We start from the raw sequence: 11370 nt of genomic DNA on the forward strand, positions 1-11370 counted from the left end.
ACGACCTCCCATAAACCCCGCAACGCCCGCCTCGATCGCCCCATCTTAATCGAGGCACCGAGACTTACGACCCATACGCCGCGGCCCATCGGTGAGATCGCCGGCGTTAGCGACCTTCTGCAACAATAACGGCCGCGGCGTATGGGTCCCGGCGTTCGCCGGGACGACACCGTTTATGTTGCCTCCCCTACCCCTTCGTAATCGCGTCGATCTCCGCGAGCTCCTGCGCGCTCAACTGCCAGCTGATCGCTTTCACGTTCTGCTCGACCTGTTCGACGCGGGTGGCGCCGGCGATGACGCTGGAGACTTGCGGGTGCGAGGCGAGCCAGGAGAAGGCGAGCTCGAGCATGGTATGGCCGCTCTTGTCGGCGAAGGCCTGCAGCTTCTCGACGATGTCTTCATTACGCGGCGTGACGTAACGCTCCTTGAGCGCGGGGGCTTTTGCAAAACGCGTGTCGTCGGGCGCGGCGGCGCCGCGCTTGTATTTACCGGTGAGCAAGCCGCTTGCCAGCGGGAAGAACGGCAGCAGGCCGAGCTTGTATTCCTTCGCGGCCGGCAACAGATCCTTTTCGATGTCGCGCACCACGAGGCTGTATTCGTCCTGGCAGGAGACGAAGCGGTTGACGTTCATCTGCCGCGCGACCAGTTCGGCCTCGGCGATGCGCCAGGCCGGAAAATTCGAATTGCCGATGTAGCGGACCTTGCCCTGGCGGACGAGATCGTCGAGCGCGCGCATGGTCTCCTCGATCGGCGTCAAGGGATCGTAATCGTGCTGCTGGTAGAGATCGATGTAGTCGGTCTTCAGCCGTGTCAGGCTGGCCTCGACCGCGGACATGATGTAGCGGCGCGAAGCGCCCTGCTTGGTGCCGTCCGTGCTCATCGGCTTGGAATATTTCGTCGCCAGCACGATGTCCTTGCGGCGGTCGCCGAGCACGGTGCCGAGCACGGTCTCGGAGCCGCCCATCCCGGCATAGATGTCGGCGGTGTCGAACAGGGTGATGCCAAGGTCGATCGCCTTGTGGATCACCTTGCGCGATGTTTCGAGGTCGGTGCGCTGGCCGAAATTGTTGCAGCCGAGGCCGACGGCGGAAACGCGCAGGCCGGAGCCGCCGAGATTGCGAATTTGCATGGGAGATCCTGTGGGGTGGGGCGAGGAGGCCGCATTGTGGCCCGCGCCCCCCTCAGCCCGCAAGATGCGGTCTGACCGCGCACGGCATGCCTGAGCAGCAGTTCCGGCGTAGCTCGGCGTAAAGGGTATGAAAGTGCTGCGAAAAAAGATGCGGCCCCGGTCAGACGCGGCGACTGACGGGGGCCGCTGGGGGCGCGTGATCCGAGACGGGGGGCCTGATCAAACGCAGGCGCAACCTAACCGGGCTTTGTTACGCCCCGGTGACATCTGGATTTATCCACAGGCTGTTCAGAACACCTTGCGATAGACGACAATCCCGGTCTTCTCCGCCACCTTGTCGTAAAGCTGCATCGCGGTGTGATTTGTGTTGTAGGTGAACCAGTACACGCGCGGCGATCCGGCGAGCCTAGCCTGTTCGTAGACGCCGTTGATCAGCGCGCGGCCGACACCCTTGCCGCGCGCGGCTTCGCTGGTGAACAGATCCTGCATGTAGAACGTCGGCTCGATCGCGGTGGTTGAGCGGTGAAGCAGATAATGCGCCAGCCCGAGCAGTTCGCCGTCGCGTTCGGCGACCAAAGCGTGCACCGGCTCGTAGGCATCGAAGAAGCGCGCCCAGGTCATCGCGGTGATGGCGGGATCGAGCGCGGTCGGTCCCGTCCGCTCGTAGAACGCGTTATAGCCGTCCCACAAAGGCAGCCATTTTGCGTAGTCCTGTCTCGTGACAAAACGAATCGTTACATCGCCGGGCATGTTTGATTCCATTCGGGAAGGGAGCGGCGTCGTCGACGCGCTGGCTGATAGCGCCAGCCTACAGGCGCCACCGCGACGGATCAATCGGGGCAGAGGCTTTGCCGCGTCGCTGCTGCTATTCGGCGGCGCGCAGGTGCCGCGCCAGGCTGCGTTCGCCGCCGCCGCGCAGCGAACGGTAGTAGTCGGCATTGCCGATGTCGTCGGTATGGCGGACGAGGTCGGTGACCGGCGTATAGCTCAGCATGCGCCCGCCATCGGGCAGCGCCGTGCAGGAAAAGCGCAATACCTGCCCGTCAGCCATCTTGATGTTGATCGGCGTGGAATCGCCGGCCCGCATCATCTCGGTGCGCTGCGCGATGAAGAGGCTCAATTCGTCTTCCGGCAACTCGTAGGCGCCGGTGTCGCGGCCGTGATACATCAGCGCGATGAACGGCGGCTTGGCGTCGGCCTGCTCGTCGGACAGCGAAAAATAGTCGCGAAAGGCACGGTTGATGAATTCGGCGCGGGTGTCGGAATCGAGCAGCACGATTCCGATATCGACCTGGTCGAGCGCGGCCGACAGCCGCATCGCGGTGGCATGGTGCTTCTGCTCCCAGGCGAAGGCGTCGATCCATTTTTGCCGCAGCAGGCCGGTGATCACAGCGGTTCCGACCGCGGTCGCCGCCAGCAGCAGCATGCGCATCAGGTCGGAGGCGTCATAGCCCGGCACGGCGCGATGGTTGAGGAAGAACAGCGCCGAGGACACGACGGCAATCGCGGCGCTGGTCAGGCCGGAGGCGAGCCCGCTGATGGAACTGGCCAATGCCACGATGCAGACGAACAGCGGTGCGGGGTTCGGGACCGCAATGACATAACGGTCGACCAGGAAGGCGGCGAGCGCCGTCGCTGTCGTCAGAGCTGGACCGGAGATGGCGCGCCAGTCGAACATGCCGGTTCTCGCTGCCTCCCAAGGCGTTGATCGAGCGGCCGTTTGAGGCCGTTCCCGTTGCGTCGAGAATAAGGCACGCAGTGTGACGGATGTTTCGTTTTGCGGCGGGTTTTCTTTTTCTTTCATTAAGACAGGGTTGACTGCCTGCGCAAAGCTTTCGCGTTTTTGAATTCAAATGCTATGCGAAACGGCTGGAACCGGGCTCCGTGCCCGCTTGTTAGCGCACGTAATTCATGAGGACATGATGCCGACCGTCTCCCCGCAGATCCTGCCGATATTGATGCTGTTTGCCTCCAACGTCTTCATGACCTTTGCCTGGTACGGCCATCTCAAATTCAAGCAAAGCCCGCTGGTGCTGATCATTCTGGCGAGTTGGGGGATCGCGTTTTTCGAATACTGGCTGGCGGTGCCGGCCAACCGCTGGGGCAGCGCGGTCTATTCGGCAGCCCAGCTCAAGACCATGCAGGAAGTGATCACGCTGGTCGTGTTCGCGGCATTTTCGACGCTGTATCTGAAGGAGCCGCTGGCCTGGAATCACGCTCTGGGTTTTCTCTTGATCGCCGGCGGGGCGTTTTTGATTTTTCACAAATGGGGCTAACTCTCAAAGACCGGTGATCGAGCGGTAGTGATCGAGCAGGCTCTTGCCGGAATCATAGATGATGTTGGCGATGCGCCAATCGTCGTCCGGGCCGATGACGTGAACCAGGATCCGGTGCGGCTGGCCGCGATGCTCGATCTCGACGCGGATGGTGGCCGGCCCCATCTCGTCGCCGGAATGGTGTTCGACCTTGCCGACCTTGATTTCGGCGCCCGGCAGCACGCCCCAGCCGAAGAAGGCGTTGAGCAGCGGGCCGATCGTCTGGTTCTTCGGATATTGCCGCGGCGCCTGCATCAACCGGCGCATGCCGGGCGAGAACAGCGCGTGGAAGGCGTCGTTGCCAAGCGGGGTCTTGGCGGCGTTCAGGCGCGCCTGCTTGTAATAGGTGGTTTCGACGAATTCCCTGACGCTAAGGCCGCCGCATTCGGCGCGGCCGGGCCGCGTGGCGGCGAGCAGTGTCAGGGCTCCCGACATGACGAAAACAAACTGGCGCCGGTTCATGCGTTGCGTGTCCGAAAACTGTTGGACCTTGCCTTTGGTCGCAGCTTCCCGTTCACGCGTTCATCCGCGTTTGGGCGTATAGAGCGTTTTCCAGCGAAGTGGATACCGGTTCGCGTCAAGAAAACGCGTCAAAACAAGAATCTAGAGACCCGTTCCGATTCCATCGGAACGGAAAAGGCTCTAGTCACTTTGCAGAGGGCGTCACCCGCAGGATCCGTCCGTTGGAGCTGTCGGTCAGCAGCCACAGGGCGCCGTCCGGGCCTTGCCTGACGTCGCGAATCCGCTCGTGCAGATTTTGCAGCAGGCGCTCTTCGCCCGCGACGCCGTTGCCGTTCAGCGACAGCCGCACCAGCATGCTGCCGGACAGCGCGCCGACGAACAGGCTGCCGGACCATTTTGGAAACAGCTTGCCGGTATAGAACAGCATGCCGGATGGGGAGATCGACGGCACCCAGTATTTGACCGGCTGCTCCATGCCGTCTTTGGCGGTGCTTTCATGGATCTTGCCGCCGCTGTATTCGAGGCCGAAGCCGATCACCGGCCAGCCGTAATTCTTTGCCGTCCTGATGATGTTGAGCTCGTCGCCGCCGCGTGGGCCGTGCTCGACTTCCCAGACGTCGCCCGACGCCGGGTTGATCGCGAGGCCCTGTCCGTTGCGGTGGCCGTAACTCCAGATTTCCGGCTTGGCGCCGGCGCGGCCGATGAACGGGTTGCCGGCGGCGGCCGATCCATCCGGTGCGATCCGGATCACCTTGCCGAGATGATTGCCGAGGTCCTGGGACTGCTCGCGATGTGAACCGTGGTCACCCAGCGTCACGAACAAATTGCCGTCGTCGGCCTGCGCGATGCGGCAGCCATAGTGGTTGCCCGACGACAGCGGCCCTTCCTGGCGGAAGATGATTTTGGTTTCGTCGAGGCGGCCGCCGCCGTCGTTGAGTTTGGCGCGCGCGATCGCGGTGCGGCCGCCGCCGCTGGTCCGCTCCGCAAAGCAGAAATAGATCGTCTTGTTTTGCGCATAGGATTTGTCGATCGCGACGTCGAGCATTCCGCCCTGGCCGGACGCCCACACGTCGGGCACGCCCTTGAGCGGCGGCGACAGCTGCCCTTCCGCGGATACTACTCGGATTCGGCCTGGCCGTTCGGTCACCAGCATCCTGCCGTCGGGCAGGAACGCCAGCGACCACGGATTGACCAGACCCCTTGCGAAAGTGCGCACTTCGAGTCCGCCGGCGGACGACGGAAACTCCGTCTCTTCGCCGCGGGTGCCGGTGGCGATCACCAAGGTCGCGGTCAGCAGGATCGCTGCCGTCAGCGCCACGGTCACAAGTCCGACAGGTGTCTTCATCTTCGTCCGCCCGCGATGCCAATCATCGCGCGTTGCTCTCGGAAAAAGTCCAAACAGGAAATGCCGGAGTCACGCCGGAATCGGCATGGCCATGGTCACCTTGATCGAGAGCACTGTCAGCGTGACGACGAGGCACAGCGACAGCGTACCGATCGCCAGAGAGGCGGCAATGGCGTTGGTCAGTCGGGCGGAAGCGACTGGCGCAGGGCGGCTTTCGAAGCCGGCCGTGCCGGGCGACCGTATCATGGGTCTAATTCCTTCAAGACGCGGGCGAATCACCCGCGACATCGCGAAGTTCACAATTGTGGCCGGCAATATTGGGGCGCGAGAGTGCCAAAAATGGCGAAATCGCGGCAAAGGTTAACGTTATTCCCGCTGTCCTTAACCTTTGGACGCCTCTTCAAGCGAACGTGAATCCGTCCGCGCCTCAAGCTCCGGCGGCGACGCTGGCGGGATCATCGACCTCGGCATCCGGCCGCCAGTCCATGGTCACGAAACCGGGGTTCTGTTCGATCCGCCGCAACCAGGCGCGGATCGCGGGGAAGGTCGCCAGGTCAAAGTCGCAGCGGTCGGCGACATGGGTGTAGCCGTACAGCGCGATGTCGGCGACCGTGAGCTGGTCAGCGGCAAAATAGGCCCGGGTCTTGAGATGGTTTTCCATCACCTGAAGCGCGGCGTAGCCGCGCTCCATCCAGTCCTCCAATGCGTGGGTCTGAAGGTCGCGGCCGCCCTTGACCAGCGACAGCCAGAAATAGGCCGCGCCGAGATTGGGCTCCAGCGCGTGCTGTTCGAAGAACATCCACTGCAGCGCCTCGGCGCGTTCGACCCGCGATTCCGGCGCCAGCGAGGTGCCGCCGGCGACGTACCACAGGATGGCGTTGGACTCGGCGAGGTAGCGTCCCTCGGCGACTTCCAGCAGCGGCACCTGTCCGCTCGGGTTCATCGCCAGAAAATCCGGCGTCCGGCTTTCGCCGCGCAGGATGTCGACTTCGATCGCGCAATACGGCGCTTTGAGCAGCGACAGCGCAAGGCGGACCTTGTAGCTGTTGCCGGAGCGCTGCATCGAATAGAGCTTGTACATCGTATGAATTTCAATCGATCCGTTGGACGTCTGTCGCGCGCGGATCGCCGCAACGCGGCTAAACAATGATGCCGTTGGGGGTGCGTCGCAAGACCCGCATTATGGAAAAAGTCGAAAACCTCTACCGCACTGCACGCGCACAGAACGCCATGCCTCGACGGAGCGATCACGTGGTCGAGATTTGTGATCGGAACGCTTCAAGCTTTCGCGATATTGCCGATACGCGCAGGCGCGGATTTTGAAATCTCTGCGAGATGGATCGACGTCTATTCTGAATTGACCTCGGAGCAATCGCGGCACCTGATCGCGCCGGAGGGCCAGACCCCGGCGCGGCGTGCGGGCCGGGGATGATCAGGCCATCGTCCAAGCCCATCGTCCAAGACCGTCGCCAAGACCGTCACCAAGTCCGTCCCGGCCGCGCCGGTTTCCTTGGCCAGATATGAGTCATTTCGGCGCAGAATTTTTCCAAATATTGCGCCGATCGAGCCTGCGACCCCGTAAAATTTGAGCCTTTCGGGCCAAGCTTCTTGCGATGCGGCGCTGAGCGCTTTAGGGTGCGCCGATCCCAACATTTGGAATCACGGATCATTCCCGAAACGGGCACACGTGTGCCCACACATGCCATTCCTAGGAGATGATGATGCCTTTTCTGTCCGCTGCGCTCGACCGTGTGAAGCCGTCCGCGACGATCGCGGTCACGGATAAAGCACGCGCGCTGAAAGCGGCCGGCCGCAACGTCATCGGCCTTGGCGCCGGCGAGCCCGATTTCGACACGCCCGCCAACATCAAGCTGGCGGCGATCCACGCCATCGAGGCCGGCAAGACCAAGTACACCGCGGTCGACGGTATTCCCGAGCTGAAGGAGGCGATCATCGCCAAGTTCCAGCGCGAGAACGGCCTGACCTACAAGCCGAACCAGGTCATCATCGGCACCGGCGGCAAGCAGGTGCTCTACAACGCGCTGATGGCGACCATCAATCCGGGCGACGAGGTCATCATCCCGGCGCCCTATTGGGTGAGCTATCCGGAAATGGTGGCGCTGGCCGGCGGCGTGCCGGTCTCCGTAGTGTGCACCGTGGCGCAGGGCTTCAAGCTGCAGCCCGACGCGCTGGAAAAAGCGATCACGCCGAAGACCAAATGGATCATTCTCTGCTCGCCGTCGAACCCGACCGGCGCGGCCTACTCGCGCAGCGAGTTGAAGGCGCTCACCGACGTGCTGGTGAAGTATCCGCACGTCTGGGTGATGACCGACGACATGTACGAGCACCTGGTCTATGACGACTTCGTGTTCACCACGCCGGCGCAGATCGAGCCGAAATTGTACGACCGCACGCTGACGGTGAACGGCGTATCGAAGGCCTATTGCATGACCGGCTGGCGCATCGGCTATGCCGGTGGCCCGGCCGAACTGATCAAGGCGATGGCGACGATCCAGTCGCAATCGACCTCGAACCCGTCGTCGATCTCGCAGTGGGCCTCGGTCGAGGCGCTCAACGGTCCGCAGGACTCCATCCCCGCCAACAACAAGGTGTTCAAGGAACGCCGTGACCTCGCGGTGTCGATGCTGAACCAGGCCAAGGGTATCGAATGCCCGCGGCCCGAGGGCGCGTTCTACGTCTATCCGTCCTGCGCCGGCACCATCGGCAAGACTGCGCCGTCCGGCAAGGTGATCGCGAATGACGAGGACTTCGTCACCGAGCTGCTGGAGACTGAGGGCGTTGCCGTGGTGCAGGGTTCCGCGTTCGGACTTGGCCCGGCGTTCCGGATCTCCTACGCCACCAAGACTTCCGATCTCGAGGACGCCTGCAAACGCATCCAGCGCTTTTGCGGTAATTTGCGGTAGAGCGTTTTCGAGCGAAGCATGCCCTCGGACTTGATCCGGGGGGGAATCCGGTTCGCGTTAAGAAAATGCGTCAGAAAAAATAGCGCGTTTTGAAGCGAAGCCTGTCCCGCCAATGATGCGGGGCGGGTTCCGGTTTGTGTCCCAAAATTTCTGTCAAAGAAAACGCGCAAAGAAAACACGTCCGAAAAAAGGCGTGTCAAATCACATCACGCTTAGACCGCATGATGTTTTGAAGTCTTCTTTTTGCAAAGCGCCATGTTTTGAACACGGCGCTTCCTTCCTGTCCGCCGCACACATTCAGTTCATCAAGCGGGGACGACACATGCTTTTCGGAAAACGCCTTACGACCTTCGGCATCGCCATCGCGGCGCTGATTACGCCGATCGCGAGCGCAGATGCGGCACCGCCGGTTCGCGCCGGCGTCCTGCAATGCCAGGGCGGCCAGAATGTCGGCTTTGTCGTCGGCTCCGTGACCAGCCTCGAATGCGTGTTCAAGAGCGAAGGCCGCCGGCCGGAACCCTACATTGCCACCGTGCGCCGCTACGGCCTCGATCTCGGCATCACCGCGCAGACACAATTGGCCTGGGCGGTGAACGCGCCGAACAGCCGGGTCAGCCGCGGCGATCTCACCGGCAGCTATGGCGGCGTCGGCGCCAACGCGTCGGTCGGTATCGGCGGTGGTGGCAACTTCCTCGTCGGCGGTCCGGCCAATTCCTACGCGCTGCAGCCGCTCAGCGTGCAGGGCCAGACCGGGCTGAACGTCGCCGCCGGGATTGCCGATATCCAGCTGGAGCCGTTCCGCGGCTACGGCCCTCCGCGCCGTCACCACCGCCGGCATCATCGCCGCGGCTGATCGATGGTTTTGATGAAAAGGCCCGCGAGAGCGGGCCTTTTTTATCGCCGTCATTCCGGGGCGCGAAGCGAACCCGGAATCTCGAGATTCCCCGATGCGCAATTGCGCATCTGAGGTTCGTGCTTCGCACGCCCCGGAATGACGAACCAAGGCCCAATCTGGAACCGTCATCGTTGTTGTGCCATAGAAAACCGTGCGACCTCGCGCCTGCGCTCTCGCTTCCCTGCTCGCATCACATCGTTTCAGCCGGAGATTTCTTCATGCGTCACTCCCTTCTCGCCGCTGCCGCCATCGCCGTGTGGGCCACCTCGATCGCCGGCGCCAATGCGCAGCAGGTGGCGCGGGTGCAGGTCGGCATTCTCGAATGCCGCGGCGGCGCCAGCGTCGGCTTCATCGTCGGATCCGTCACCAATCTCGGTTGCGTGCTGCGCGCCGACGGCATGCCGGAAGACCGTTACGTCGCCACCATCCGCAAAGTCGGCCTCGATCTCGGCATCACCCGGGAATCCGCGCTGGCCTGGGGCGTGTTCGCGCCGTCGGCGCAACTCGGACCGGGCGGCCTCTCCGGCGATTATGTCGGCGCGCAGGGCAGTGCCACGCTCGGAGTCGGCGTCGGCGGAAACGTGCTGGTCGGCGGTTCGGCAAACTCGATCGCGCTGCAGCCGCTGAGCCTGCAGGGCCAGGTCGGCGTCAGCATCGCCGCCGGATTGGAAAGCCTGGAGCTTCGGCCGGGGCGGTAACCGGGACAATCGAAAAAGGCCCGCGGAATGCGGGCCTTTTGTTTGTCCGGTCTGTTCAGGAAATACTAAGACCTGAGGCTTTTCGCGATGCGCCGATCAGTACCGGGCACTGACTGCGACCGGCGTCGGGTTGAAGTGATAGTTCACGCCGAACTTGATGAGGTGCAGGTCCTGCGGCATCTTGTCGAACTGAGTGGAAGAAGCGCCCGATCCTACGATGGGCGGAGCGTTGATGTTGCGAACGCCGGTCGCCGTCAGGTTCTGCGCAAGCATCTTGATGTAGTCGTATTCGAATTTGGCCGACCAGTTGCCGCCGAGGGCGTACTCAACGCCGGCACCCGCCACGACTCCGGTGTGCAAGGCTTTGGCTTCCAGGTTGAAGACCGCGCCGAGATTTGGAGCGATCCGGGTGTCGGTAAGCGTGTGCCTCTCGTCAGCGAGCGCGACGCCGGCCTTGCCATACACCATCAGGCGGTCTGCAGTTACAAAACCTGCGCGCGCTGCCGCGATCGCAAGCCAATTGATCTTTGTCTCGAAGTCAAAAGTCTGAGTGGCCGCACCAAAGTTAAGGACTGTTGTCTGACTGCCTTTGATGCCGGTCCACATCCATTCGCCTTCGACGCCGAAGACCAAAGTGCCTGCCTGCGCGTTGACCCCGACAGTTCCGCCGGCAAGCCATCCATTTGCATCATACTTTCCGGTTTGGGGATTTGCCGGATTGAACAGATCGGGCCATTCCGCGTGGCCGAAACCGTATCCGCCCTGTACGCCGACATAGGCTCCCGACCAGTTGTATCCCGGCGCGGCCTTGACCGGCGCAAGAGTCGGATCCGTCTGAATTCCGCCAAAACGATAATTCACGCCGATCTTGCCGAGATGGAGCGCCTACTCGATTGATGCGCCGGCCGCACCCAAGGGAGTTACAACGCCATTGACGTTCGCCGTTCCAGTAAGTCCCGCCGTTTGGGTGCCGAGATGGACGTAGTTGTACTCGGCCTTGACCGACCAGTTGTTTCCTAACGCATACTCCGTTCCGAAGCCGACAACGGGAGCCCATCGATGCTCGCTGCCGCTGCCTGAGGCCATTTCGGTAGAAGGAGCCAGAGGCGCGAAGCTCGAACTGCTAAAGCTGAAAGAATGCTTTTCCTGCGCGACTGCAAGGCCGCCCTTTGCGTAGACAAACCAACGGTCGGCGGCCAAACCGGCACGCCCCGTAAACGTCACCAGGCCATTGATCTTCGACCTGGCGGTGGCTTCTGTCTGGAATCCAAGGGGTGGTCCGCCGTTGAGAAGCAACTGCGAGCCATCAATGTCAGCCCACGATCCGTCAAGCTCGAGGCCGAACACGAGGCTGCCGATTTGCTTGTTGATCCCGATCTGGCCGCCGGCGAGGAAACCCTTCGCAGTGAGATCGGCACCTAGCACACCGGTCCAATCCTTCATGCCTCCGCCGTAGCCGGCATGCATACCGACATAGACGCCGCTCCAGTCGTAAAGGGCCGGCGCGATCGCCGCCGCCGGGCGAGGTCCGAGATCGGCCGCGAACCCGGCAGAGAGACTGCCCAATGAAATGGCAGCGGCTGCGAGCGTCGTCCGCGATAG

Annotated in this window: 13 protein-coding genes; 4 read left to right on the forward strand and 9 right to left on the reverse strand. The window is 62.5% G+C overall.

What is annotated here, in order from left to right; all coding sequences use genetic code 11:
- Positions 1-187 precede the first annotated feature (187 nt).
- From JQ611_RS40830 to JQ611_RS40840, 3 genes are all read right to left on the reverse strand, one after another.
- Positions 188-1129 (reverse strand): aldo/keto reductase, encoded by a 942-nt coding sequence (locus JQ611_RS40830; RefSeq protein WP_212269253.1) that lies wholly within the window; start codon positions 1127-1129, stop codon positions 188-190.
- 288 nt (positions 1130-1417) lie between these two features.
- Entirely contained in the window at positions 1418-1879 is a 462-nt protein-coding gene (locus JQ611_RS40835; protein ID WP_212269252.1) for a GNAT family N-acetyltransferase, read from the reverse strand.
- Between the two features lie 115 nt (positions 1880-1994).
- Complete coding sequence (locus JQ611_RS40840; protein WP_212269251.1) at positions 1995-2807, reverse strand: PAS-domain containing protein; 813 nt, start codon at positions 2805-2807, stop codon at positions 1995-1997.
- A gap of 244 nt (positions 2808-3051) precedes the next feature.
- Between JQ611_RS40840 and JQ611_RS40845 the strand changes: the two genes are divergently transcribed.
- Positions 3052-3405, forward strand: coding sequence for a DMT family protein (locus JQ611_RS40845; protein ID WP_212034284.1), 354 nt, complete (start codon positions 3052-3054; stop codon positions 3403-3405).
- 3 nt (positions 3406-3408) lie between these two features.
- Here JQ611_RS40845 and JQ611_RS40850 read toward each other — a convergent pair whose 3' ends face one another.
- From JQ611_RS40850 to JQ611_RS40865, 4 genes are all read right to left on the reverse strand, one after another.
- Positions 3409-3906, reverse strand: coding sequence for a hypothetical protein (locus JQ611_RS40850; RefSeq protein WP_212269250.1), 498 nt, complete (start codon positions 3904-3906; stop codon positions 3409-3411).
- Positions 3907-4090: 184 nt separating this feature from the next.
- Entirely contained in the window at positions 4091-5251 is a 1161-nt protein-coding gene (locus tag JQ611_RS40855; RefSeq protein WP_212468789.1) for a PQQ-dependent sugar dehydrogenase, read from the reverse strand.
- Positions 5252-5320: 69 nt separating this feature from the next.
- Positions 5321-5497: a hypothetical protein gene (locus JQ611_RS40860; RefSeq protein WP_212269248.1), complete on the reverse strand. Its 177-nt coding sequence runs from the start codon at positions 5495-5497 to the stop codon at positions 5321-5323.
- A 181-nt stretch (positions 5498-5678) separates the two neighbouring features.
- Entirely contained in the window at positions 5679-6332 is a 654-nt protein-coding gene (locus tag JQ611_RS40865; RefSeq protein ID WP_212390462.1) for a glutathione S-transferase family protein, read from the reverse strand.
- Between the two features lie 640 nt (positions 6333-6972).
- On the opposite strand from JQ611_RS40865, the gene JQ611_RS40870 reads away from it, so the two are divergent.
- The 3 genes from JQ611_RS40870 (at position 6973) to JQ611_RS40880 (ending at position 9768) form a co-directional block, all read left to right on the forward strand.
- Complete coding sequence (locus tag JQ611_RS40870; RefSeq protein WP_212390461.1) at positions 6973-8175, forward strand: pyridoxal phosphate-dependent aminotransferase; 1203 nt, start codon at positions 6973-6975, stop codon at positions 8173-8175.
- Between the two features lie 322 nt (positions 8176-8497).
- On the forward strand, positions 8498-9028 hold the full coding sequence (locus JQ611_RS40875; protein WP_212468790.1) for a DUF992 domain-containing protein: 531 nt from the start codon (positions 8498-8500) through the stop codon (positions 9026-9028).
- A gap of 260 nt (positions 9029-9288) precedes the next feature.
- Positions 9289-9768 carry a DUF992 domain-containing protein gene (locus JQ611_RS40880; RefSeq protein ID WP_212468791.1) on the forward strand — a complete coding sequence of 160 codons (480 nt, stop codon included), beginning with the start codon at positions 9289-9291 and terminating at the stop codon, positions 9766-9768.
- Positions 9769-9864: 96 nt separating this feature from the next.
- Here the strand turns inward: JQ611_RS40880 and JQ611_RS42905 are convergent, their stop codons facing one another.
- The gene (locus JQ611_RS42905) at positions 9865-10629 is read right to left on the reverse strand and encodes an outer membrane protein (RefSeq protein ID WP_212468792.1); all 765 of its coding nucleotides are present in this window, start codon (positions 10627-10629) and stop codon (positions 9865-9867) included.
- Positions 10630-10653: 24 nt separating this feature from the next.
- Positions 10654-11370: outer membrane protein (locus JQ611_RS40890; RefSeq protein ID WP_212468793.1), on the reverse strand; the 717-nt coding region annotated here is incomplete at its 5' end.

This window comes from Bradyrhizobium sp. AUGA SZCCT0182 (genome assembly GCF_018130185.1).
Classification (GTDB): domain Bacteria; phylum Pseudomonadota; class Alphaproteobacteria; order Rhizobiales; family Xanthobacteraceae; genus Bradyrhizobium.